Origin of the sequence: Humisphaera borealis (genome assembly GCF_015169395.1) — a bacterium.
GTDB classification, from domain to species: Bacteria; Planctomycetota; Phycisphaerae; order Tepidisphaerales; family Tepidisphaeraceae; genus Humisphaera; species Humisphaera borealis.
The window spans coordinates 2,527,568-2,552,057 of the sequence record NZ_CP063458.1; the positions used below are offsets into that span (position 1 = coordinate 2,527,568).

The following is a 24,490-nucleotide window of genomic DNA, read 5'->3' on the forward strand; positions in this document are numbered from 1 at the left end:
CAGACTGCCGCCGATCGGCTCTCTGACACCAAAGCGATTAGCCGGGGGCGGTGAGACAACCCGCAACGTACATGCTGAAGGTCTTATCGACTTGCGGAACCCGACTCTTTGTCGCCCTGATTTTAGAATTTCCCCTCGTCTTGCATTGTGGGCCGCTTCATTGGGAACAAAACCTGTGAAGAGCGACGCCAGAAGTTGGAACGGCAGGCGGTTGCGGTTAACCTCCGCCGCGCGTGTGACTCCTGAAACGTGTGAATCGGATGTGCAGACGAGTGCGACTGTGTGGGTTGTCTTGACCGCGCGGTTCGCGCGCAGTACAAAACGGTCCGCGACTTCGTGCCTTTTTTCACGAAGTCAGACGGGACCTGTCGACCACATACGGCGCGGTCCTTGAACGGGACGCTTCTTGAAACCGTTTCTTCGGACGCCCCGCCGCTGGCGATGCGTCTGGAAACCGCCCGCCATAGTAGGCGGGCACAAATACACGGGATGTGGTGCCCGGGGACGACCCGGGGCCTGCCCGCCGGTTCCTTAAGAGGTTCCGGTTCCGTGCAGGATCGATGTTCTTATTGGACATGATCCGGCACGCGGTCCCTACACCCTCGATCGACGAGACGCCGGCCCCGGCGAGTTCAACGGGTCCGAGTCGCGGCGGTCGGAACGAAAGGCCGGCCTCGTCGCCGGAGACTCAGGGATGGCTCAGCTCTTTCACCCAAGTGCCAACACACTCGCCAAGGCGAGCATTGTAGGCGGCGCGTTGTTGGTCGCCCTTCTTGGCGGCATCGGTTGGACGGTCGAAAACTCCGGGTACGTCACCAGCCAGAGTGTGATCCGCGAACAACCGGTCCCCTTCAGCCATGAACACCATGTCAAGGGGCTGGGGATTGACTGTCGTTACTGTCACACCTCCGTCGAAGACTCCCATTTCGCGGGTATCCCCGCGACCAAAACCTGCATGACCTGCCACTCGCAGGTTTGGACCAACACCGAGGTCCTGCGGCCGGTGCGACAGAGCTGGGCAACCAACACGCCCATCGAATGGAACCGGGTTCACGACCTGGCCGACTTCGCTTACTTCAACCACAGCATTCACGTTGCCAAGGGTGTGGGTTGCTCGACCTGTCACGGTCAGGTCGACCGGATGCCGCTCATGTGGCAGCACAGCCCGCTCACCATGAGCTGGTGTCTGGAGTGCCATCGGGCACCCGAGAAGTTCGTTCGTCCCCGGGAACAGATTTACAACATGGATTACCGGGTCGAACGCGACTCCGGCCGGCCTGAAAAGACGCAGGCCGAACTGGGAGCAAAACTGGTCGAAGAGTACCGGATTCGTAAGGACCAGTTGACCAACTGCTCGACGTGTCATCGGTAACCGCAGTGAAGCAGGCAATTGAGCCACGAGGGATTCCGAAGCGACCAACAGGCCGCAGATCATAACAGGCTTTAAGACAACGCTTTACGCCTGCCATCCCCATCGTGGTGCTTCGTGCTTCTTCGTGGCTGAGAATCCGAATTAGTGGACTGCAAAAATGAGCGACCGCGGCAACAGCGACACCATCAAGAGCCCCAAGTTCATCGACCTGAAGGACTTCCAAGGCGTGAAGAGCAAGGTCGAGCTTCAGCTGCGCGCTCCGGAAGGCAAGCGTTTCTGGCGTAGCCTCGACGAGCTGTCCGACACCGGCGAATTCCGGGAGATGATCAACCGGGAGTTCCCGGCCGCGGCCGGCGAATGGGACGACAACGTCAGTCGGCGTAACTTCATGAAGTTGATGGGCGCTTCCCTCGCCCTTGCCGGATTGACCAGCGCCTGCGCCCCCAAGCCCGAAGAGAAGATCGTCCCCTACGTTCAGCAGCCCGAACACCTGGTCCCCGGTAAACCCCTGTTTTTCGCCTCGGCAATGCCGTTCGGCGGATTCGGCAAGGGCGTGCTCGTCGAACAGCATGAAGGCCGGCCGACCAAGATCGAAGGCAACCCCGACCATCCCTCCAGCAAGGGTGCCGCAGACGTCTGGGGTCAGGCCACCATCCTGACCATGTACGACCCAGACCGGTCGCAGGTCATCACCAAGTTCGGAAATGTCTCGTCGTGGGGCACCTTCAACCTCGCGTTGTCTGATGCGATCACCTTCCAGGACTGGAATGGTGCCAAGGCGACCCGCCGCTCCAAGCCCGCCCGTATCCGCCTGCTGACCGAGAGCATCACCTCCCCGACGATTGCCGCCCAGGTCGCGGCACTTCAGCAGGGCTTCCCGGATCTGAAGTGGCACACGTACGACGCGGTCGGCCGGTACAACACGCTGGCGGGTGCGAAGCAGGCGTTCGGTGAAGACGTCGAACCGATTTACGACTTCACCAAGGCCAAAGTCGTCGTCACGCTGGATTCCAACTTCTTTACCGAAGACCCGGGGAGCCTGGTTTACGCACGAGACTACATGTCCGTTCGCCGGGTCCGGGCGACGGCCGCCGCGGCGGAAAAAGCGAAGCTCGCCGAGCCACGGCTTCAGCCGGGCAATAGGTTGTTCGCGATCGAAAGCGTCCCCACCCAGGTGGGCGCGGTTGCCGACCACAAGTTGCGGGTCAAGCCGCAATATGTCCACGAGTTTGCCGCGGCGTTGCACGAGGCGATCGCCGCCGGCAAGCCCGAGAGCAAGATCTTCGCCGCCTCCGCCTGGAAGAAGAAAACCGAGAAAAAGCACGGCGAACACTTTCACAGCTGGTTCGACGAGCTTGTCGAAGAACTCCTTGCCAACAAGGGCAAGAGCATCATCGTCGCCGGTGAATACGCCCCGGTCGAAGTTCATGTGCTCGCCCATGCGATCAACGCGGCACTGGGCAACATCGCGTCGGCGGCAGACGACGGCAAGCCCGTCAAGCTCATCCCCGTCGTCGAAGCCAGCCCGACAACCGCCGACTCGATCAAGGAACTGACGACGGCCCTTAAAGCCGGCGAAGTGGACCTTCTGTTCATCCTCGGCGGCAACCCGGCGTACAACGCCCCGGCCGAACTCGATTTCGCCGGCGTCATCAAGGGCCTTTACCCGGCCGACGAAAAGACCGGCAAGATCACCGGTAAAGCCTTCGTCGCCCACCTGGGCCTTTACGAAGACGAAACCGCCCGGCTGGTTGAATGGCACCTGCCGGAAACACACTTCCTAGAAGCCTGGGGCGACGTCCGGGCCCATGACGGTACGGCTTCGGTCGTCCAGCCTCTGATCGCTCCGATTTACCCCGCCTGCCGATCCGCAGTCGAGGTCCTGGCCGCGGTTCTGGAACAAGCCACCCCGGCCAACGGCGCCGCGACCAAGCCCAACTCCCCCGCCGCCGGCTCGCTCAGCGCGTACGACATCGTCCGCAGCGTGTGGCGGAAGGCGATCGATCAGGGAGACAAGTTCGAAGCCGCCTGGACCAAGGCACTGCATGACGGCTACATGGGCGGGACCGCCTACGGCCCCAAGGCCGTCACCTTCAAGGGTGATGTCGCCAAGGCGTCAAAGCTCGCAGCACCATCGGCGGGAATGACCCTCATGTTCCGCCCCGACCCGCATGTCTGGGACGGCGCCTTCAACAACAACGCCTGGCTTCAGGAACTGCCCAAGCCCCTGACGAAGCTGACCTGGGACAACGCACTGATCATCAGCCCCGGTGCCGCCAAGGCCCTTGGCCTGACGACGACCGATACGGGCAACGTCTTCAAGGAAAAGTTCTCCGAAGCCGTGGGTAAGACGGTCGATCTCACGGTCAACGGCCAGACGCTGAAGGACGTTCCTGTGTGGGTCATGCCCGGCCATCCCGATGAGTGCGGTACGCTGCACCTGGGCTACGGTCGCAGCCACGCCGGTCGCGTCGGCTCGCCGGTGGACGGAAAGGTCGGGTTCAACGCCTACGTGTTGCGGACCAGCGACACCCGCTGGCTCGCCCCGGGCGCTGATCCCAAGCCCAACGGCGGCAAGTACACGCTCGCCCCCACGCAAAACCACCAGGTCATCAATCACGAGCTGAATCACAAGCGCGAACTGATTCTCGTCGGCAACAGCATCGGCGATGTCGCCCACCACTTCGAAGACGAGCTCAACAAGCGTGAAGGCACCGTCGAAGAAGGTCATAAGGAAGAGGGCCACAAGCACGAGTTCAAGCTCAAGGATCCGCTGGCGAACATCAAGCTCGGCAACCGCATCGGTCTGCCGATCATCCCGGACGATCCGAGCAACTCGCCGCAGAGCCTGTTCCCTGAACAGCCCGACCACAACGCGACGGCCGACCGGCCGGCCGGCCACGATCCGATGTACCCCGCCTGGGGCATGGTCATCGATCAGACGGCCTGCATCGGCTGCAATGCGTGCGTGGTCGCCTGTCAGTCGGAAAACAACATCCCCGTGGTCGGCAAGGACATGGTCCTGGTCGAGCGCGAGATGCACTGGCTGCGAATCGACACGTACCACATCGGCGGCAAGCTGCCGGGCGACGAGCACGGCGACGAAAACGAAGTCAACATTGTCGATCCAGACGGCACCTACTTCCAGCCGCTGCCCTGCATGCACTGCGAGAAGGCGCCCTGCGAACTGGTCTGCCCGGTCGGCGCGACGATCCACAGCAAGGAAGGCCTGAACGACATGGCCTACAACCGCTGTGTCGGTACGCGATACTGCTCGAACAACTGCCCGTACAAGGTTCGCCGGTTCAACTTCCTGAAGTACAACGACGACGCGACCCCGGTCCTGAAACTGCTCCGGAACCCGGAAGTCACCGTCCGAAGCCGTGGCGTGATGGAAAAGTGCACCTACTGCACACAGCGCATCAGCCGGGGCCGGATCGAAGCCAAGAAGGTGGAAGTCGCGGCGATCGAGAAGGGCGCGAGCCAGCCCGAGGCCCGCAGCAAGTTCGATGCGGTCCTCCGCCAGATCCAGACCGCCTGCCAGCAGTCATGCCCGACGCAGGCGATCACGTTCGGCAACATGTGGGATTCCGAGTCGGAAGTGACCGCACTGAAGCGGGAGCCGGTCGGCTTCCACTACGGCCTGCTGGCGGAACTGAACACCCGTCCGCGGACGACCTACCTGGCCCGCATCGAAAACAGGTACGCCGATTTCGTCGATCACGGCCATGCCGAGCCCGCGGGTGAAAAGAAGGACGAGCACAAGCATTAACGAATGCAGCCCGTAGGGTCCGCCTTGGCGGACGCGAAAGGCGGAACTAGTCGTAAAGATTCGGGTCGTGAAGGTGTCGCGTCCGCCAAGGCGGACCCTACGAAGACCGTCCGAAAGGTACCGATGAGCGTCGCAGCCGAAAAACCTGCCAAGAAGACCGGGCTCCATGAGGGCGAGGTCTGGGACGACTATCTTGGCGCCCCCCACACCTACGCGTCGGTGGGCGACAAGATCAGCAACGTCGTACTGACGACCAAGGTCCCCAAGCTCTGGCCGGTGATGATCGCCGTCGGTCTGCTGGGCACCATGAGCCTGATGTACGCCGTCAGCGTCCTGCTGGCCAAGGGCGTGGGCGTATGGGGTAACAACGTTCCGGTCGGCTGGGCGTTCGACATCATCAACTTCGTCTGGTGGATCGGCATCGGCCACGCCGGCACGCTGATTTCCGCCGTCCTCCTCCTGGTCAAGCAGCAGTGGCGAACGAGCATCAACCGTTTCGCTGAGGCGATGACCCTGTTCGCCGTCGCCTGTGCCGGCATGTACCCGGCATTGCACGTCGGCCGTCCGTGGCTGGCCTACTGGCTGCTCCCCTATCCCAACACGATGGGCCTCTGGCCGCAGTGGCGCAGCCCGCTGATGTGGGACGTGTTTGCCGTCAGCACTTACGCCACTGTGTCGCTGCTGTTCTGGTACGTCGGCCTGATCCCAGACCTTGCCACGCTCCGCGACAAGGCGATTAACAAGCCTGCACGATTCATCTACGGCTTCCTGTCACTGGGCTGGCGCGGTTCGACAGTCCACTGGAGTCGCTACACGGTTGCCTACCTGCTTCTGGCAGGTCTGAGCACGCCGCTTGTCGTCTCGGTGCACACGATCGTGTCGTTCGACTTCTCGGTGGGCATCACCCCCGGCTGGCACGCCACGATCTTCCCGCCCTACTTCGTCGCGGGTGCCGTGTTCGCCGGCTTCGCGATGGTGCTGACGCTCGGCATTCCGCTGCGTCACGTCTACGGACTGAAGGACCTGATCACCGGCCGACATCTGGACGTGATGGCCAAGGTCATGCTGACCACGGGCCTGGTGGTCGGCTACGGCTACCTGACCGAAATCTTCCTCGCCTGGTACTCCGGGGACCACTTCGAGTGGTACATGATGAAGAACCGGTTCTTCGGACCGTACGCCTTCGTGTTCTGGCTGCTGATGCTCTGCAACATCGCGGCGATCCAGCCGCTGTGGTTCAAGCCGGTTCGGCAAAACATCATTGCGTTGTTCGTCATCTCGATGTTCGTGAACTTCGGCATGTGGTTCGAACGGTTCATGATCATCGTCATGAGCCTGCATCGCGACTTCCTGCCCAGCAGCTGGGGCATGTACACCCCGACGCACGTCGATATCGCGATGTTCGCCGGGACGATCGGTTTCTTCCTCCTGCTGTTCTTCCTGTTCGTACGGGCACTTCCGATGATCTCGATCATGGAAATGCGCGAATACGTCAGCATCAAGCGTGGCGACAAGGCAGCAAGTGCCGATTGGAAGCCGTACAAGCCGGCAGTCGACGGTGAGCCGCAACCGGTCGTTGTCCCCGGCGGCGCCATTGCCGGTCAGCATCGTGAGCCGGGGGTGCCCCAATGAGCAGTGCAACCATGAGTCATTCAGCCAAAGCCAGTGCCCTGTTCGGCGTGATGGGCGAGTACTCCTGTGAACACGACGTCGTCCACGCCGCCAAGAAGATGTACGAGCTGGGCTACCGGAAGATGGACGGCTACACGCCGTTTCCGGTCCACGGTCTCGATACCGCCATCGGTCGCGGGCGTACCAAGCTGCCGATGCTCGTGCTGGCCGGTGGTATCGCCGGCGCATGTGGCGGGCTGGGCATGATGTTGTTCAGCTCGACGATCCACTACCCGATCAACGTCGCCGGCCGCCCCTACTTCTCCTGGCCGATGTTCGTCCCGATCATGTTCGAGTGCACGATCCTGCTCGCGTCGTTGACGGCGGTGTTCGGGATGCTCGGGCTGAACAACCTCCCGGAGCCTTACCACCCGACGTTCAACGTACCGGCCTTTCTGCGGGCCAGCAGCAACACCTTCTTTCTCTGCGTCGAATCGACGGATGCGAATTTCGACGTCGAGAAGCTGAAGGCCGACTTCGCCGCCACCCACGCCGAGGGTGTATACGAAGTGCCGACGTAGCAACGCGTAGCGGGCAGTATTGAACGTGCCGATTGCCGAGTGCTGAAACGCGATCCGTCATAAGGATTCTGATGCGACGACCGAACCACAACTTCCTTCGCTCACTGCTGGTCAAGGCTGCCTTGCCGGCTTTGGCGCTGCCGATTCTTGGCGGCTGCAATCTCCGGCAGTACGCCGGGTTTGACATGTACAACCAGCCCAAGGCCAAGGTGTACCGCAAAAGCGATTTCTTCGAAGACCGTCTCGGCGCCCGCCCCATCGTCAGCGGCACGGTCGCCCGCAGCGAAGTGTATGTGGATCGTTCGTCCGTCGGTGTGCAGTACGTGATCCACGCCGGCGACGGCTTCCCCGCCGACGTGCAGAAGAAACTCGACGGGCCTGACCTCAAGGCGACGCTCGAACGCGGCCAGGTCGTTTACAACGTCTACTGCTCCGTCTGCCATGGGCAGACGGGCCTCGGCGACGGCATGATCGTCCAGCGCGGCTTCACCCGCCCGCCGTCGTTTGTGATCCCCAGCGAAGCGGCCAAAGACAAGATGCAGAAGGAAGATCCGCATCGCTGGGCGCGGACCGAGTTCATCCAGACCGCCCCGCCGAGCCACTTTTATAACGCGATCACGCAGGGCTTTGGCGCCATGTACAGCTACGGCGAACGCGTGAAGCCGGCCGATCGCTGGGCGGTCGCGGCGTACATCAAGACGCTGCAGGCAACGCCCGCCGAGGGCGTCAAGCTAGAACCCCAGCCGACCCCGAACGACCGGCCGGCCGCAAAGTAGGGTCCGCCTTGGCGGACGCGATGCTTCGGATGTTCCGCCCCGGCGGACGCGAGGCGTCGAGTGAACGAATCGTAAGAAGACTGACTGTCGAACCGGCGAAAAGTCGCCCGAACGCAGAAACGACCCGACATGAACGGCACCCACGCCATCAACACGGAGCTGATCAGCTACCGAATCCCCCACCTGAAGGTTGCCACACCGGCAGTCGCCATTGGCGGCGGCGCGCTGATCCTGGCAGTCATCCTGGGGTTCATCGGCGGCTGGGGCAACTTCATGCACGCCTACCTGGCTGCCTACCTCTTCTGGTTCGGCATTACCATCGGCTGCATCGCGCTGACCATGCTCCATCACCTCACCGGCGGCCGGTGGGGAGATGTCATCCGCCCACTGCTGGAAACCGGCACGCGGAATCTCATCCTCATGTTCGTCCTGGGGATTCCGATCCTGATCTTCATGCGGGACATCTATCCCTGGGCACAGCCGTACGAAGTGCTCTCGACCAAGCTGAAGCACCAATACAACATGTGGACCAACCCCGCATTCTTCATCGTCCGCTTTGTCGTCTATTTCCTGATCCTGGGCGCGATGGCTGTCGGCCTGAACCGAAAGTACCGCCTTCGCGATGAGATGGCGGTGAAGAACCCGGCGGACAACACCGGCAGCTTCTTCCGGTTCGTCAGCGGCCCGGGCATGCTGGTCCTGTTCGTCGTCATCACCTTCGCGACGATCGACTGGGCGATGAGCGTGCAGGCCGCGTGGTTCTCGACGATCTACGGCCTGCATTACATGGCCGGCCAGGGACTCTCGACCGTGGCTCTGATGATCATCGTGATCATGCTGATCACCCGTCAGTGGGAATCCAATCGCGCTGATCACAGCCCCCTGATCAATGCCGAGACCTGGCACGATCTGGGCAACCTGCTGTTCGCGTTCACGATGCTCTGGGGCTATCTGTCGCTGTCCCAGATGCTGATCGTGTACTCCGGCAACCTGCCGTTCGAAGCGGCGTTTTATAAGGCACGTAGCGTCAACAACTGGCAGTACATCGGCGGTGCGATGATCGCGCTGCACTTCTTCCTCCCCTTCTCGCTTCTGCTGATGCGGAACCTGAAGCGGGACCCGAAGAAGCTCATCATCATCGCAGTTCTGATCCTGCTCGTCCGCCAGATCGACTTCTACTACCAGATCCACCCGTCATACGCCGACGGACTGCCGGGCAAGACGGATGAAGCCCACCGCGTCATGAGCGCGTTCGGCTGGCACACGGTCCAGAACATCCTCACGCCCGTCGGCATCGGCGGACTCTGGATCGCTTTCTTCGCTTGGAACCTGAAGGATCGACGCGTACTCCCGGCCCCCGCTCAGGAGGTCCACCATGGCTGAATACATCCGAGATTATCCCGACGCCCCGACCGAAGAAGAGATCAAGACCGGGTACGCCCCGAGCACGATCACCGCTTCGCCGTTCCTGAAGTTTCTCTTTTGGACATTTGCGGGCCTGGCGATCACCTACTTCATCGCCTACGGCGTTTATCTGGCACTGGACAAGGTGCAGGTGATGGAGGACGCGCACTACGCCCGTCTTTCCTCGAGGCAGAAGGAAGTCTTCACCGGCCCCCAATTGCAGCCGTCGCCGGGGCACGAATCCCTCGACTTCGATGACATGGAATCGCTGACCAAGACTTACAGCGTCCAGTTGAAGAGCAAGAGCCTGTGGCAGGACGATCCCCAGAAGCTCAGCACCGGCCGACCGGGAATCTCCGACCGGGCCGTTTCTGAGGCGCGAGTGGTACTGCGTGGCTGGGGCAAGTAGCCAACAGAGTGCATGATGCTCGTTGCAAAAGTTTAATCCATGTTGGAGAGAGTTCCGTCGTAGAAAGAGTGATGACAAGCCGTAACCCAACAACTCTTCCCCCGCTCGCCCGGTTCCGTCGGGCGTTCTCACGGCTTGCCATTCCGGCACTGGCCATGGGGTTGTTCGCGGGCGCAGCCTCGGCCCAGTCGCTCAAGCCCGCCGGCGACGGCAGCCCCATACTCCCCCCGCCGTCGGCCAAGCCCGTCAGCACTGCCGACGTGGGAATCGATCAGAAGCTCAATACCCAGATTCCCGGCGACCTGGTCTTCCGCGATGACGCCGGCGAGATCGTCACGCTCTCGAAGTACTTCCAGACCAACAAGCCCGTCCTGTTCACGCTCGTCTACTACGGCTGCCCGCGGCTGTGCACGACGGTGCTGAACGAGATGAACAAGGCCCTGATGCCGGTAGAGCTCAACCCCGGCAAGGACTTTGAGATCGTTGTCGTCAGCTTCGACCCGCGCGAGGGCACCGACCTGGCGTACAAGAAGAAGCAGGAATACACGAAGTTCTATCGCCGACCGGGCACCGAGGCCGGCTGGCACTTCCTGACCGGCGACGAAGCCAATATCAAGAAGCTGACCGAAACCGTCGGCTTCCGTTATGCCTGGGATGAAAAGCATCAGCAGTTCATCCACGCCGGCGGCCTGATGGTGCTTACGCCAGACGGCAAGACGTCAAAGTACTTCTACGGCGTTGACTACGTGCCGCGCGATATTCGCCTGTCACTCGTCGAAGCCGGCCAGGGAAAGATCGGTTCGCTGTCCGACCAGGTGCTGCTTTTCTGTTTTCAGTATGACCCGCACTCCGGGAAGTATTCGCTGGCGGTCCTTAACATCGTGAAAGTCGGCGGGATTCTGACGGTTTTAGGCCTAGGTACCTTCGTGGTGATGAACCTTCGGAAGGATCGCCGCCGCGTGCCGGTCCCGCCACAAGCCGTCGAGCCATCGAACGACGAACCGTCCGATGCAGTGGCATCCCCGGAACGATCCGGTGACGGGACGAGCGAGAAGTAGAGAAGACTGTTTCGGGGCAGGAATCGATCCGCCCCAGGATGTCCGCCGATGAGCCGTGCGGACGCCGAGCAAGAGGCTGCGTCAGACGTGGAAGTGACATTAGAAATCTGAGATCTGATAAGGATCTGAGATCTCAAATCCGGGATGCAGACTCTGAAATCCGTGATTTCAGAATCAAAACGCCCGGATCGCAAACGCTGGATTTGCCCATGGACAAGAGTTTTTCATTGTGGCCGACGCAAGCCTCCAAGCAGGCGCTGCATGTGGACTTGTTCTACATCTTCATGCTGGCGGTGACTGCGTTCTTCACGCTGCTGATCGCAGGGCTCGTGGTGTTTTTCGCGGTCAAGTACCGTCGGCGGGAAGGGGCACCACCCCCCGAGAAGTTCGAGAACGTCAAGCTCGAACTGGTCTGGACGATCGTCCCCCTGCTCATCTCGGTCGTCATGTTCGTCTGGGGCGCCAAGCTGGTCGTTGCGTCGAGCAAGCCGCCTGAGAACGCCCTTGAGATCCACGTCATTGGCAAGCAGTGGATGTGGCACGTTCAGCACTCCAATGGTCGTCGTGAGATCAACGAGTTGACCGTTCCCGTCGGCCGCCCGGTGAAGCTGACGATGCAGAGCCAGGACGTGATCCACTCGTTCTTCATCCCGGCCTTCCGATGCAAGCAGGACGTGGTCCCCGGCCGCTTCAGCTATCTGTGGTTTGAACCCTCCGAACCCGGTGAATACCACCTGTTCTGTGCCGAATACTGCGGCCTGCAGCACTCGGGCATGATCGGTAAGGTCAAGGTATTGCCCCAGGCCGATTACGAACGCTGGCTGTCCATGTCGCCGGCCGGTGAAGAATCGATGCAGGTCGCCGGGGCCAAGCTCTTCAGCCAGTACGGTTGTGCCACCTGCCACTCGCAGCAAGGCCCGTCGATGGCCGGCCTGTACGGTTCCGAGCGGGTGGTCTGGTCGGGCACGCCCGACAAGGAACAGAAGGTCATCGCCGACGACAACTACCTCCGTGAATCGATTCTTTATAGCAAGGCCAAGATCGTGAAGGGCTACAGCCCGGCGTTGATGCCGACCTTCCAGGGTCTGCTCACCGAAGAGAACGTTTCGCAACTGATCGCCTACATCAAGACCGTCGGCAAGGATGCCAAGCTGGGCAATGAAATGACCCCAGGCGGCCGGATGCAGGACCTCCTGCCGCCCCGGCCGGAAATGAAAAGCCGTAACTCCGACTCGGAGAAGCGAGATTACAAGTAATCAGTAGTCAGTGGTCAGTAGTCGGGAAGTGAAGTCCAGCCGTTCTTCACGACTCACGACTACCGGACGCTGGCTGCCGAGTGACGTTTAGGTTCTGACTACTGACTACTGACTTCTGACTACGGACCCGTCGAATGACCACCATCCCCGTCAACCCCGAACTGACTTCGCCCCTGCCGCTGGGGCGCAAGGGGCCGTCGTACCTGGATATCAGCTTCACCGTCAAAAGCTGGCTCCTGACGCTCGACCACAAGCGAATCGCGATTCTCTACCTGCTGTCGATGACCGCACTGTTCATCGTCGGCGGCGCGTTCGCGACGATGATGCGGCTGGAGCTCACCACGCCACAGGGCGATTTCGTGAAGGCTGAGGCTTACAACAAGCTCTTCACGATGCACGGCGTGACGATGGTGTTCTTCTTCCTGATCCCATCCGTGCCGGCCACCCTTGGCAACTTCCTCGTGCCGCTGATGATCGGCGCACGCGATCTGGCCTTCCCCCGCATCAACCTCGCGAGCTGGTACCTGTTCATCATCGGCGCTGCGTTTACCCTGGCGGCGATGTTTGCCGGCGGCGTGGATACCGGCTGGACCTTCTACACCCCCTACTCTTCCGTCTACTCCAACAGCCAGGTCGCACTGGCCGTCGTCGGCATCTTCATCACCGGTTTCAGCTCGGTGCTGACGGGCCTGAACTTCATCGTTACGGTCCACAAGATGCGCGCCCCGGGCATGACCTGGTTCCGGCTGCCGCTGTTCATCTGGTCCAACTACGCCGCCGCCCTGATCATGGTCCTCGGCACGCCGGTCATCTCCATCACGATGGTGCTCGTCGCGGTGGAACGCCTCTTCGGGGTTGGCATCTTCGACCCGGCCAACGGTGGTGACCCGGTCTTGTTCCAGCACATGTTCTGGTTCTACTCGCACCCGGCCGTGTACATCATGGTGCTGCCGGCGTTCGGTGTGATCTCGGAACTGATGGCCGCCTTCAGCCGCAAGCCAGTCTTCGGCTACAAGGTCGTCGCGTTCGCCTCCCTCGCGATCGCCCTGCTGTCGTTCGTCGTCTGGGGCCACCATCTGTTCACGACCGGCCAGAGCGTCTACGCCGCCCTGGTCTTCTCGGTGCTGAGCTTCCTGGTCGGCATCCCGACCGCGATCAAGGTCTTCAACTGGACCTTCACCATGTACAAGGGCAGCGTTTCGCTCGAAACGCCGATGCTCTTTGCCCTGGGCTTCCTGGGCATTTTCACGCTCGGCGGGCTGACCGGGCTGTTCCTGGCCGCTGTCGGCCTGGACATCCACCTCCACGACACCTACTTCGTCGTCGCCCACTTCCACTACGTGATGGTCGGCGGCGTGGTGCTGGCGTTCATGGGCGGCCTGCACTACTGGTGGCCCAAGATCACCGGCCGCATGTACAACGAGTTCTGGGGCAAGATGTCGGCGATCCTGATCTTCTTCGGGTTCAACCTGACCTTCTTCCCCCAGTTCATCCTCGGCTACCTCGGCATGCCCCGCCGCTACTACGCCTACGCCTCAGAGTTCCAGGTGCTGAACATCCTCAGTTCGGCCGGTGCTTCGATCCTGGCCAGCGGATACCTGCTCCCCGGCATCTACCTGGCCTACTCGTTCGTCAAAGGTCCCAAGGCTGGCGACAACCCCTGGGGCGCCAAGGGGCTCGAGTGGCAGACCAGCTCCCCTCCCCCGGTCGAGAACTTCAAGAAGATGCCGATCGTCACCGAGGACTGCTACAACTACCCGCTGGTCGATCCGCATGACCTTCAGCCCGAAGATCGCCTGATCGACAGCACGACGAAGGACGATGACAAGCTCAAAGAACAGGTGAAGGACAAGCTGTCGTAGGGTCCGCCTTGGCGGACCGAAGTCAGAAGCTGGAAGCTAGAAGTCAGAAGGACGTGGACCGAAGCTAAAGTAGCCCGAAGTAGAAGCATTTTCTCCAGCTTCCGACTTCCGACTCCTGGCTTCGTCTCCGAAGGAGACATTAGTGACTGAGATCACCGCAAACCCCGCTGCTCACACGGCCCATGAAGAAGAGCACGAAAGCCACGTGCACACCTTCTTTGATAAAGACCAGTACCCCGCGATGCACTTCGAGGACGCGGGCCAGCAGAAGGAGTCGGCCGCGCTGGGCATGTGGGCCTTCCTCGCGACCGAAGTGCTCCTGTTCGCCGGTCTGTTCGTCGTCTACGCCATCTACCGCAACGCGTATCACGAAGGCTTCATGCTCGCGAGCCACGAGCTCGACGTGAAGCTCGGCACCATCAACACCTTCATCCTGCTGTTCAGCAGCTTGTGCGTGGTGTTCGCCGTCCACAGCGCCCGCACGAACAACAGCAAGGGGATCGTCTTCTGGCTGATCGCGACGATGGTCTTCGGGATGGCGTTCTTCATCGTCAAGGGGTTCGAGTGGAACCACGATTACCACATCGGCCTGGTTCCCTGGATGAAGTGGGACCCCGCCTTCCTGGCCAACGTCAAGATGGGCGACGAAGTCCATGACCTGAACTTCCAGGCCCGGATGTTCATGATTCTCTACTTCGTCATGACCGGCACCCACGCCGTCCACATGATCGTCGGGATGATCATCCTTGCCGTGCTGGCCTACAAAGCGAAGAAGGGTGCCTACAACTCCAAGCGGTATACCTCGCTCGAGAACGGCGGCCTCTACTGGCACTTTGTCGATATCGTCTGGGTCTTCCTCGTGCCGACCCTCTACCTGATCGACCTTTACAACCGGACCGGCGGCGGACACTGAAGTCGGCTTGCGCCGAAATGACGAATGACGAAAATCGAATGGCGAATGAATGTCGAAGGTTCAATGACAAAGGCCTAGGGGCCGGAACCGTAAACCATCCCGATCGTCCTTCGAGCTTGGGAATTGGAGCTTCATTCGTCATTCGCATTTAGTCATTCGTCATTCCTCCCCGATGCCCGATTAGGCCTTACGCTCAACTGATACCCATGAGTCACGACACCACACACTCGAACGCAGCCCACGGCCACGACGATCATGCCGAACACGCCCACGGCATTACCGGCTACATCGTGGTCTTCTTCGCACTCATGGTGCTGCTGGTCGCCACGGTGCTGGTGGCCTACGTCCACCTCGGCGTGTTCAACGTGCCGGTGGCGTACGGGATCGCGGCCCTCAAGGCCGTCCTGATCCTCTGGTTCTTCATGCACCTGAACGAACAGACCCGCCTGGTGCAGGTTTTCGCGTTCGCGTCGTTCGCCTGGCTGCTGATCTTCCTGATCATGATGTCCGGCGACTACATGACCCGCGGCATCCTCCCCCGCGCCGACAAGCTGACGACACTCCGCAAGGTCGATTCCTTCGAGGCACAGAGCGGCTACTACCGCAACCTGCCCCCGGGCGAACCGAGCCATCGCACCCACGCCGCCGCCGACCACGGCCCGGCCACGCAGCCGACGACCAAACCGACCGCCGGGCACGCCGAGCACTGATCGCAGGACAATCCTTCATCGACGACTACTTCAATTGACGACTCCGGGCCGGCGACTTTCGCCGGCCCCTTTTCGTTTACCGGTCGCGATCGTCGGCAAATCCCGGTTTAGGTTGACACAACTTCAGGCGCTGGTTAGCTTTCGGCCCACGCGGTTCCGGGCGGCGGACGGGCGATCCGTCGCTCTGCGACGAACACTCGGCTACGGGATCGCATTTCCTGCCGGCGCTACCGGCGACCCATCTTTGGAGAGAAACACATGGCAGCTGTTCAACCGGCCGTTCCCCTCAACTATGCCGGGGCCGAGCCGTCCCGCGCCGATAAGATGCTCTTCTGGGGCTGTTTTATCGCGCTGATTACCACCGCGTTCGCCTTCATCAGCCGAATGTTCCTGCTCAACACCTGGGCCAAGGAGTTCGGACTCGACGGTGCACAGGTGGGCAGCCTTGCCGGCATCGGCATCTGGCCGTTCGCCGTCTCGATTATTGGCTTCTCGCTGATCATCGATCGCATTGGCTACAAGACCGCGATGATCATCTCGTTCCTCGGTTACGCCATCTGGTCCGTGATGGGCGTCAGCGCCTACTACGTGTCGGCCGGCGGTGACAAGCAGACGGCCTACCAGCTTCTGTACTGGGGCTCGCTGATCCTGGGCCTCTCCAACGGTACGGTCGAGGCATACATCAACCCTGTCGTGGCGACGATGTTCAGCCACAACAAGACCAAGTGGCTCAACATCCTGCACGCCGGCTGGCCGGGCGGCCTGGTCCTGGCAGGCCTGACCATCATTGCGATCGATACCAAGGGCGGCATCCCCTGGAGCGTCAATCTCGGCATCATCGGTATCCCCGCGATCATCTTCCTTTTCATGCTTCTTCCGCGGAAGTTCCCCGCCCAGGAGCGCGTCGCCGCCGGCGTCTCCTATCGCGAGATGCTTGCCGAGTTCGGCATCATGGGCGCGCTCGTCGTCGGGTTCCTGGTCGTTCTGCAGCTCATGGAGTTCTTCAAAGGCGTCTCTGCATTCCAGGGCAGCGACGGCCACCTTGCGATCTGGGCCAAGGGCATCTTCATTGCGATCGGCATTGCCATCGTGGCCGGCTTCGCGGGCTACACGAAGTCGCTCGGCCGCGGATTCATGTTCGTCATGATCATCATCATGATGCCGCTGGCGACGACTGAAATCGGCACCGACGGCTGGATCACCGGCATCATGGAAGGCGCCCTGCACGGGTACCATCCGGGTTGGGTGCTGGTGTTCACTTCGGCAATCATGATGGTGCTTCGCTTCTTCGCGGGCCCGATCATTCACTCGCTCTCTCCGCTCGGTCTGCTCGCTCTCAGCGCAGTCCTCGGGATTGTCGGCCTGGCCTCGCTCAGTGTGGCGGGCAGCGTCGTGGCCATTTTCGCCGCGGCGGCCCTCTACGCCGTCGGCAAGACCTTCCTCTGGCCGACGATGCTCGGCGTCGTCTCCGACCAGACCCCCCGCGGCGGTGCACTCACCCTGAACGCACTCGGCGGTATCGGCATGCTCGCAGTCGGCGTGCTCGGCTTCCCCTACATCGGCACGCTCAAGGAAGCCAAGAAGATCGACGCGGTTGCCGCCACGCCGGCCGCCCTGTCCGTCCCAGGCCTGGTCAACAACGGCACGCTGAGCGACTCCGTGCTCGGCAAGGATCACGCGATCCAGATCATTCCGTACTCGGTGGTCGACGACAAGAAGCTCACCGCCGCAACCGCCACGCTGTCGGCCGAGAACCAGGCGCAGATCAAGGCCGCCGCCGATGCCAGCGCGCAGAAGGCATTGCTGAACATGGCCGTCTTCCCCGGGTTCATGCTCCTCTGCTACCTGCTCCTGCTCGCCTACTTCAAGAGCAAGGGCGGCTACAAGGCAGTCCAGTTGACGGCCGACGAAACGATCGCCGCTGGTGCCAAGGGCCCGTCGGAGTACTAGGATTGTTTTCGCGGGTCGCCGGCCATTGCGCGATCTGACCGCGGCAACGCCCCGCCGCATCACACAACAGTCAAGCCCCTGGTGCCTTTGCCGGCACCAGGGGCTTTGCTTTAACAGCGGCATCGGCATCACAACGGAATGGTTGATTCGGAAAGCCATTCGTCCAACTCTCAGGAAGTACCGTTCCGGCGATCGAATCGATGTTCAACAGGGTTGCCAATGGGTTTGATTTGGGAAATTCGATGTTTCTGCGCGCCGGGCCCCTGTTTGACGCCGCTTTCGTTTTGGCGTGCGGTGTCATGCCAGTTTTGTATTCCCTGCGGACGGGGCATGACACTGCAACACGCTTCCCGCACGCTTCGCTCGCGACGGGTTTCACTTCGCCAATTGCTAACTGCCGGGCCCAGTCTCGAAACCCTGTCTGTGTGCCATGCCCACGCCCGTCAGGCACTCTCGAATGTGGCGAGTACTCCCGCGTGGGCATGAGCGAGCGACGCGATTTCGACACCTCGCATGCCCACGCGGGAGACGGCCCTGGATCTCGAATACCGGACGGCAGCGTGGGCATGGCACACGAAGTTCCGTTCTGAGACAGAGCCTAATTCCCCTTCGATCACCCAGAAATCGACCGGAAAACGGGCCGAGCGGCAACATCCAAGCACCAAACATTATACGTACAGATACTCGCCGGGCAAGATAAATCCCCGGAACACTCGTCCTGAACGCTTTCGAACCTCAGTCGCCCCGCCGAGGTCCAGCACGTCAAACGGGTGAAGACATTCAGCCACGTTTGGTCCGCGATCGCCGGCGGGGTGATCGCGTGCGTCGGACCGCCGTCGAAAGTTCCTTGACACCGGCGTGCCGCAGCGTTGGAGTGTCGCGCTGATACAGGGCTGGCCGCGCCGGGGATCTATTCACCGAACGCGTGCGGCCGGCACCTTGCCGAAAGGATCTCCTTATGACCATTCGCTTCACCCCTGCGGGCATCACGGTTGCGATCGCCCTGCTGATCTGCGCCGCCGGCCGTCCTGCCGTCGCTCAGGACAAGTACACGATCGGCCTGAACGTCCAGCCGGGACAAAGCTGGACCTTCGATAACGCGCTGGATTCGACGATGAACATCAAGACCTCGGCCCAGGGCCAGGTCAACAACGTCGACAACGGCATGGCGCAGAAGCGCGTCGGCACGATCACCGTGCGCGACGCCGTCAACGGCCGACCCTCGGCGATCACGGTCGCCTTCGGCAAAGAGTGCAGCAGCAGCATCAAGGCCAACGGACAGGAGCAAAGCCCGCCGTTCCCGCTGGCGGGACAAACGGTCACTCTCAAGATGGGTGCCGACGGGACGTTCTCCCATGACTTTAAGGGGAACCTGGATCCGGCCGTGGAGGCCGAACTCAAGCAGATGGTCGAGTTCGACGGCAGCATGTACCCGCCAGGGCCGGTCGCCGTCGGCGACGAGTGGGTGCCACGGGCCACCAAGCTTAAAGAGCAGCTTCAGCTCGCGCCCAATGACAAGCTCGACATCAAGTGCAAGTTGCTGGCGGTGGGTGCCATCCGTGGCATTAAGACCTATGACATCTCCGCCACCGGATCGGTCACCAAGGCGCAGGACGGCATGCAGATGACGATCCGCATCGGTGGCGTCACGCAGTTGGAGTTGGGATCAGGATTGCCCGTGCAGAACGACGTGGTAGTGGCGATCGGCATCACCGGCGCTCAGCAGGCCCCCGGCGCCGACGGCCAGCCGGTCGCGGTCACCATCAACGGCACTGGTCAGGTCAAGATGACCGGAATGGCGATGCCGAAAGAAGGCTTTGGCGGTGGTGGCCCGGTCGCCGTCGGCCCCCCTCCCGGCCCCGGCCCCCAACCGAACCCGCTCGACCCGCAGCCCAACCCGCTCGACCCCAAGCCACCAGTTCCCCCGGTTCCCGGCCCCAAGCCCAAGAACCCGCTGGCGGCAGCAGAAAGTCCGTTCACCGGCTCATTCAAGGGTCGTCAGCTCTCGGCCGAGTTCAAGATCGACGACGATAAGATGACCGGCAGCATCAAGCTGGGACCCAAGAGCTTCCCGGCGGTCGGCAAAGTCGAAGGCGCGAAGCTGGTCGGATCGTTTGAAGCCGACGGTGCCAAGTTCGAGTTTGTCGCCACGCTGGAAGGCACGACCCTCAGCCTCGACAGCGAGGGGAACAAATACACCCTGCAGAAAGATGCCGCGGCCGCCCCAGCGCCGCCGTCCAAGCCGAAGAACCCCTTGGAGTAATGACGAATGGCGAAAAGCGAATGACGAATGAAGTACCAATGAGCCACAAGACCAAGGCGATCGCGATTTCGTGATTTTGTCATTGGGATTTCACTCGTCATTCGCATTTCGCCATACGACATTGTCAATCTGAGGTCGCCCCGGCTTTACCTGACAGCGTCAATCCCTTACCGTCGCCGTCGTGTCAGTTGCCACGCTGTCGTCCATCGAGAAGATCCTCGGCCACAAGTCGCTCTTCGACCACCTCGATCTCAACATCGAGCTGGGAGAGCGTCTCGGCCTTGTCGGTTCCAACGGATCCGGCAAAACCACTCTGCTGCGCATCCTGACCAGCCAGATGCAGACCGACGGCGGGACCGTTGCGCTCGCGCGCGGCACCAAAGTCGGCTACCTGACGCAGGACCCGACTTTCGACGAGACCAACACCGTCATCGACGAAGCCGAGCTCGCCTTTGCCGACCTCCACCAGCTTGCCCATGACATGCGCGACCTCGAGCATGGCATGGAGCACGCCACCGGCGACGCCCTCGACAAGCTGCTGGAGAAGTACCAGAACGTTCAGCACGACTTCGAGCTGGCCGGCGGGTACGCCTGGCATCACAAGCTGGAATCGACGCTCCTGGGCGTCGGCCTGGAGCGGGAACACTGGGAGAAGAAGGTCAGTTCGCTGTCCGGCGGGCAGAAGTCGCGCCTGGCACTGGCCAAGATCCTGATCGCCGAGCCCGACCTGCTGCTGTTGGACGAGCCGACGAACCACCTCGACCTGATCGCGATCGAGTGGCTGGAAAACTACCTGCTCGCGTTCCGCGGCGCGGTGCTGATCATCAGCCACGATCGCTACCTGCTCGACCGGCTGGCAACGCGCATCCTGTGGCTCACCCGCGGCAAGCTCAAAAGCTATCCGGGCAACTACTCGGCGTTTATCGTGCAGAAGGAACACGAAGAACTGTCACAGCAGCGCGCCTATACCGAGCAGCAGGCGGATATCGAAAAGCAGAAGGAGTTCATCCGCCGATTCGGCGCCGGCCAGCGGTCGAAGGAAGCCAAGGGCCGTGAGAAACGGCTGAACCGCCTGCTCATCAGCGACCAGGTCATCTCCGCGGTTCAGAACCAGAAGTCGGTGTCGATTAACCTGAACACCGACCAGCGGGCCGGCGATCAGGTGTTGCAGCTGCGCGAGCTGAACAAGGGGTTTGGCGGGTCGAAGCTGTGGGACATCGAAAAACTCGACGTCCGCCGGGGCGAGCGCATCGGCATCATCGGGCCCAACGGATCGGGCAAGACGACGATGCTGAGGGTGCTGCTTGCCGACGACACCGCCGACAGCGGCACACTCAAGTGGGGCGCGAACCTCAACATCGGCTACTACGACCAGCGACTGGGCCTGGACGACTTCGACCCCGAAAACACGGTGATGGACGAAGTTCTGGGCAATCGCCAGTTCAACGAGCGGCAGTTGCGCGACGTGCTCGCGACCTTGCTGTTCCGCAACGAAGACGTCGAGAAGAAGGTCGCCGTCCTGAGCGGCGGCGAGCGCGCCCGTGTACGCCTGGCGCAGTTGCTGCTCGACAAGCCCAACGTGCTGGTGCTGGACGAGCCCACGAACCATCTGGACATCGCGTCCTGCGAGGCGCTGGAGCGCACGCTGCGGGATTTCGCCGGCACGATCATCTGCGTGAGCCACGACCGGTACTTCCTGGATCACGTGGTGACGCGCCTGTGGGTGATCGAACCGCCGGACGTGGTGGACTTCGACGGGCGCTACAGCGACTGGGTGAAAAAGCAGGCCGCCGCCGCTGCCGCCGAGCAGCAGCGCAAGGCCGAGGCGACCAAACAGAAGAACAAGCAGGAAGCCAAGCCGCAGCCGGTCCAGAACAAACAGGCCGCGCCCAACAGGCAGAACAAGTACCCGCCCAAGCCGCAGGAGAAGCGCACCGACAACCCGTACCTCCGCCCCTTCGGCCGGCTGACGATCAAGGATATCGAGCAGCAGATCACCGAGACCGAGATCGCACTGGCGGATTGCCAGCAGGCGTTCAGCGACCCCTCCATGGCCCGCGACCAAAGCCGGTTGCGGTCGAAGCAGAAGCAGGCCGATGAGCTCGCGAAGAAGCTGAAGCAGTTGGAAGAGGAGTACTTCCTGCGCGGGGAGTGAAGGACGAGAGCAACTCTCGTGGCTTCTTGACGTCGAATCATGTGCCGGGGCGATCTGGTGCCACGGGTCGCCGGTACTCCGGAGACCCGTGTCTTGGCACGACTCGCGCACGGGTCTGCGGAGTACCGCCGACCCGTGGCACCGAAGACGTTCGCATCGCGGTGGATCCCGCATGACCTTCCCCGTCTACATCCACCTGTTCGGCGTGACGCTTCACCCGCACACGGTGTTTGAGATTCTGGCATACGGGTTGGGGTCGCGGCTGTTCTTCTTCCTTCGCAAACGCTCCGCCGGCCGCCAGCCGTCACTACCGATCGAGAAGACGCTCCTGCTCCTCTGCGGCTGTACCGTCGGGGCGCTGCTGGGCGCCAAGCTGCTGGCGCTGGCCGAGAGCTGGCGAGAGATCTCCGCCGCCGCCGCGGCCAACCCGTTGGCCTGGGTCGCCGGCAAAACGATCGTCGGCGGCATCCTCGGCGGGTGGATCGGCGTCGAGATCGCCAAGAAGCTGACCGGCGTCCGCAAATCCACCGGCGACACGTTTGTCTTCCCCCTCATCCTCGGCATCGCGATCGGCCGCGTCGGGTGCTTTCTGACCGGGCTCGAAGACCACACGCACGGTAACGCGAACGCCCTGCCGTGGGCGGTCGATTTCGGCGACGGCGTCCGCCGACATCCGACACAGCTCTACGAAATTGCCTACTTGGCGACCCTCGCGATCGTGCTGGTGCTGCCTCCGGTGCGACGGCTGTGGTCGGTGCCGGCCGGCCAGGTTCAGTCCGGTCGATTGTTTCGCCTGTTTGTCATCGGATACCTGTCGTTCCGGTTTGCGATCGAGTTCATCAAGCCGACCGACAAGACGCTGTTGGGCCTGAGCGCGATACAATGGGCGAGCCTGCTGGCGGTAGGATGGACCGCCGTGCAGTTGCTGCGTAAGCGGTCGCCGCAGGCGATCGATTCTTCGCCGTCGGCGATCGAAAGGGGTGCCGCTTCGTGAAGGACGAATCCGATCCGACGCCGGGCTATGATGTGAGCGGCCCGCCGGAAAAGCCGCGCCGTCCCAAGCCGGCCTACCCGCTTCCGTACGCAAGAACGCGAGACTACGAACCCGACCGACTGCCGTTCGGCTGGTCGCCTTCGAGTCATTTCCTGGCGGGGATGGGATTGGGGGTGCTCATGTCGGTGGTCGCCTGGCGGACCGCGTATCAGTTCAAGCTCATCGGCACCGACGGCAGCCTCTGGATTGCCATGGCTCTTGTGATGTTCGCGGTCAAGCTCACCATCGGCGTGGCGGGCCTGTGCCTACCGTGGTGGCGGATGGCCGGAGCTGGGATGCTGACGTCCATTTCATTGGGATCACTCATCTGCGGTGGCGCGTTGTTCGCGACGGTGTGCGGCGGACGATAGGAACGGGAACGTCAATGAATGACCCACCTGACAGCGCTCCTGCGACCTCCGCCGACCCTATTCCACCCGAGCCGCCATCGGTCGAATCATTTGAACCCGTCAGCGCCGAGATCGTTGAATCACAGAGGGAATCTCACCCGCTGGACTACGCCCCTCGTCCCGAACGTGTCATGATCGAGCGGATCGACCCCGATGACCTTGTGGGGCCGGGGGGATCCTCGTGGAGCTTCTTCCTGGGCATGATGGCGGCGTTTGTATTCGGATACTTGGCGTTCGCGATCCCGGGGGGCTCGTTTGCGTTGTTCAGCGTCCTGCTGATAACCCCACCACTGGTGATGCTCGGCTGGCGGACGACACGAATGGTCGGCGCCGGATGGCTCACCAGTGTCGCCCTGACGGGGCTCACCGTGATGGCGATCTGTGGCGACCACAAATGGTCATGATCCGGGTAGCCTTCCGCGATACCGTGCCGAACCGACAACAGGCCGCGTGAACGAAGCAGCCGATGAACAATGATCCCAACAACGACGCCGCTGAGCTAAACGCCACTGATCCGGCAGACCCTCTGCCGTCCGAACCGATTCCGGCAGAGACGCTCGAAGCCGACAACAGCGACGCGACCGCGAAACTAAGGCAGTCGACCCCACTGCACTACGCACCTGTTTATCCGGCACAAAAAGGCGGTTCGATTGGACAGCTCGGCTATGCCCGCCCGGGCACGTACCGCCGCAAGAACGAAGGCTACCCCGCCGCCATGTTCGTCCTGGGGATGGTGGCCCCCTTCGTGTACGGCTGGCTGGCGTTTGTCGTACTCAGCAGTTTCCGCGCCGACATCGGCGGTGCCCTCGTGGCATTGTTCGTTCTCGTCGTCGCGCCGGCCGTGATGTTCGGCTTTCGGGCGACGCGCATGGTAGGGGCCGGCTGGATTACCAGCCTGGCGTTGGTGTTCCTGATACTGCTCGCCTTGTGCGGCGGTGCATTTCGATGAATTGAC

19 protein-coding genes are annotated in these 24,490 nt (G+C 61.8%); all 19 read left to right on the forward strand.

Annotated features, from left to right (window positions below):
- Positions 1-694 precede the first annotated feature (694 nt).
- Positions 695-1,372, forward strand: coding sequence for a cytochrome c3 family protein (locus IPV69_RS09370; protein ID WP_206294841.1), 678 nt, complete (start codon positions 695-697; stop codon positions 1,370-1,372).
- Positions 1,373-1,529: 157 nt separating this feature from the next.
- Positions 1,530-5,144 carry a TAT-variant-translocated molybdopterin oxidoreductase gene (locus tag IPV69_RS09375; protein ID WP_206294842.1) on the forward strand — a complete coding sequence of 1,205 codons (3,615 nt, stop codon included), beginning with the start codon at positions 1,530-1,532 and terminating at the stop codon, positions 5,142-5,144.
- 123 nt (positions 5,145-5,267) lie between these two features.
- A complete protein-coding gene (gene nrfD / locus IPV69_RS09380) occupies positions 5,268-6,776 on the forward strand; it encodes an NrfD/PsrC family molybdoenzyme membrane anchor subunit (protein WP_206294843.1) in 1,509 nt (502 codons plus the stop codon).
- A gap of 11 nt (positions 6,777-6,787) precedes the next feature.
- Positions 6,788-7,336: a DUF3341 domain-containing protein gene (locus IPV69_RS09385; RefSeq protein ID WP_206294844.1), complete on the forward strand. Its 549-nt coding sequence runs from the start codon at positions 6,788-6,790 to the stop codon at positions 7,334-7,336.
- Positions 7,337-7,407: 71 nt separating this feature from the next.
- A complete protein-coding gene (locus tag IPV69_RS09390; RefSeq protein WP_206294845.1) occupies positions 7,408-8,112 on the forward strand; it encodes a c-type cytochrome in 705 nt (234 codons plus the stop codon).
- 129 nt (positions 8,113-8,241) lie between these two features.
- Positions 8,242-9,495 carry a hypothetical protein gene (locus tag IPV69_RS09395; protein ID WP_206294846.1) on the forward strand — a complete coding sequence of 418 codons (1,254 nt, stop codon included), beginning with the start codon at positions 8,242-8,244 and terminating at the stop codon, positions 9,493-9,495.
- Positions 9,488-9,925, forward strand: a complete 438-nt coding sequence (locus IPV69_RS09400; RefSeq protein ID WP_206294847.1) for a hypothetical protein — start codon at positions 9,488-9,490, stop codon at positions 9,923-9,925. Before IPV69_RS09395 ends, IPV69_RS09400 begins: the two co-directional genes overlap by 8 nt.
- A gap of 71 nt (positions 9,926-9,996) precedes the next feature.
- The gene (locus tag IPV69_RS09405; protein WP_206294848.1) at positions 9,997-10,983 is read left to right on the forward strand and encodes an SCO family protein; all 987 of its coding nucleotides are present in this window, start codon (positions 9,997-9,999) and stop codon (positions 10,981-10,983) included.
- A 209-nt stretch (positions 10,984-11,192) separates the two neighbouring features.
- A complete protein-coding gene (coxB, locus tag IPV69_RS09410) occupies positions 11,193-12,239 on the forward strand; it encodes a cytochrome c oxidase subunit II (RefSeq protein WP_206294849.1) in 1,047 nt (348 codons plus the stop codon).
- A gap of 134 nt (positions 12,240-12,373) precedes the next feature.
- Positions 12,374-14,101: a cytochrome c oxidase subunit I gene (ctaD, locus tag IPV69_RS09415; protein WP_206294850.1), complete on the forward strand. Its 1,728-nt coding sequence runs from the start codon at positions 12,374-12,376 to the stop codon at positions 14,099-14,101.
- A 142-nt stretch (positions 14,102-14,243) separates the two neighbouring features.
- Positions 14,244-15,014, forward strand: a complete 771-nt coding sequence (locus IPV69_RS09420; RefSeq protein WP_206294851.1) for a cytochrome c oxidase subunit 3 family protein — start codon at positions 14,244-14,246, stop codon at positions 15,012-15,014.
- 206 nt (positions 15,015-15,220) lie between these two features.
- Complete coding sequence (locus IPV69_RS09425) at positions 15,221-15,724, forward strand: cytochrome C oxidase subunit IV family protein (RefSeq protein ID WP_206294852.1); 504 nt, start codon at positions 15,221-15,223, stop codon at positions 15,722-15,724.
- Positions 15,725-15,982: 258 nt separating this feature from the next.
- Positions 15,983-17,674 carry an MFS transporter gene (locus tag IPV69_RS09430; RefSeq protein ID WP_206294853.1) on the forward strand — a complete coding sequence of 564 codons (1,692 nt, stop codon included), beginning with the start codon at positions 15,983-15,985 and terminating at the stop codon, positions 17,672-17,674.
- A gap of 958 nt (positions 17,675-18,632) precedes the next feature.
- Positions 18,633-19,937 carry a hypothetical protein gene (locus tag IPV69_RS09435; RefSeq protein ID WP_206294854.1) on the forward strand — a complete coding sequence of 435 codons (1,305 nt, stop codon included), beginning with the start codon at positions 18,633-18,635 and terminating at the stop codon, positions 19,935-19,937.
- Between the two features lie 181 nt (positions 19,938-20,118).
- Positions 20,119-22,092, forward strand: a complete 1,974-nt coding sequence (locus IPV69_RS09440; protein WP_206294855.1) for an ABC-F family ATP-binding cassette domain-containing protein — start codon at positions 20,119-20,121, stop codon at positions 22,090-22,092.
- A 172-nt stretch (positions 22,093-22,264) separates the two neighbouring features.
- Positions 22,265-23,086 carry a prolipoprotein diacylglyceryl transferase gene (locus tag IPV69_RS09445; protein ID WP_206294856.1) on the forward strand — a complete coding sequence of 274 codons (822 nt, stop codon included), beginning with the start codon at positions 22,265-22,267 and terminating at the stop codon, positions 23,084-23,086.
- A complete protein-coding gene (locus IPV69_RS09450; protein WP_206294857.1) occupies positions 23,083-23,496 on the forward strand; it encodes a hypothetical protein in 414 nt (137 codons plus the stop codon). Before IPV69_RS09445 ends, IPV69_RS09450 begins: the two co-directional genes overlap by 4 nt.
- A 14-nt stretch (positions 23,497-23,510) precedes the next feature.
- Complete coding sequence (locus tag IPV69_RS09455; protein ID WP_206294858.1) at positions 23,511-23,939, forward strand: hypothetical protein; 429 nt, start codon at positions 23,511-23,513, stop codon at positions 23,937-23,939.
- 62 nt (positions 23,940-24,001) lie between these two features.
- Positions 24,002-24,484: a hypothetical protein gene (locus IPV69_RS09460; protein WP_206294859.1), complete on the forward strand. Its 483-nt coding sequence runs from the start codon at positions 24,002-24,004 to the stop codon at positions 24,482-24,484.
- Positions 24,485-24,490: the final 6 nt, after the last annotated feature.

Excerpts from the sequence above, each read along its gene's own strand:
- ctaD (WP_206294850.1), top strand. The coding sequence starts at position 12,374 with ATGACCACCATCCCCGTCAACCCCGAACTGACTTCGCCCCTGCCGCTG.
- coxB (WP_206294849.1), top strand. The coding sequence starts at position 11,193 with ATGGACAAGAGTTTTTCATTGTGGCCGACGCAAGCCTCCAAGCAGGCG.
- nrfD (WP_206294843.1), top strand. The coding sequence starts at position 5,268 with ATGAGCGTCGCAGCCGAAAAACCTGCCAAGAAGACCGGGCTCCATGAG.
- IPV69_RS09375 (WP_206294842.1), top strand. The coding sequence starts at position 1,530 with ATGAGCGACCGCGGCAACAGCGACACCATCAAGAGCCCCAAGTTCATC.
- IPV69_RS09400 (WP_206294847.1), top strand. The coding sequence starts at position 9,488 with ATGGCTGAATACATCCGAGATTATCCCGACGCCCCGACCGAAGAAGAG.
- IPV69_RS09385 (WP_206294844.1), top strand. The coding sequence starts at position 6,788 with ATGAGTCATTCAGCCAAAGCCAGTGCCCTGTTCGGCGTGATGGGCGAG.
- IPV69_RS09430 (WP_206294853.1), top strand. The coding sequence starts at position 15,983 with ATGGCAGCTGTTCAACCGGCCGTTCCCCTCAACTATGCCGGGGCCGAG.
- IPV69_RS09405 (WP_206294848.1), top strand. The coding sequence starts at position 9,997 with ATGACAAGCCGTAACCCAACAACTCTTCCCCCGCTCGCCCGGTTCCGT.
- IPV69_RS09455 (WP_206294858.1), top strand. The coding sequence starts at position 23,511 with ATGAATGACCCACCTGACAGCGCTCCTGCGACCTCCGCCGACCCTATT.
- IPV69_RS09460 (WP_206294859.1), top strand. The coding sequence starts at position 24,002 with ATGAACAATGATCCCAACAACGACGCCGCTGAGCTAAACGCCACTGAT.
- IPV69_RS09370 (WP_206294841.1), top strand. The coding sequence starts at position 695 with ATGGCTCAGCTCTTTCACCCAAGTGCCAACACACTCGCCAAGGCGAGC.
- IPV69_RS09395 (WP_206294846.1), top strand. The coding sequence starts at position 8,242 with ATGAACGGCACCCACGCCATCAACACGGAGCTGATCAGCTACCGAATC.
- IPV69_RS09435 (WP_206294854.1), top strand. The coding sequence starts at position 18,633 with ATGACCATTCGCTTCACCCCTGCGGGCATCACGGTTGCGATCGCCCTG.
- IPV69_RS09425 (WP_206294852.1), top strand. The coding sequence starts at position 15,221 with ATGAGTCACGACACCACACACTCGAACGCAGCCCACGGCCACGACGAT.
- IPV69_RS09390 (WP_206294845.1), top strand. The coding sequence starts at position 7,408 with ATGCGACGACCGAACCACAACTTCCTTCGCTCACTGCTGGTCAAGGCT.
- IPV69_RS09445 (WP_206294856.1), top strand. The coding sequence starts at position 22,265 with ATGACCTTCCCCGTCTACATCCACCTGTTCGGCGTGACGCTTCACCCG.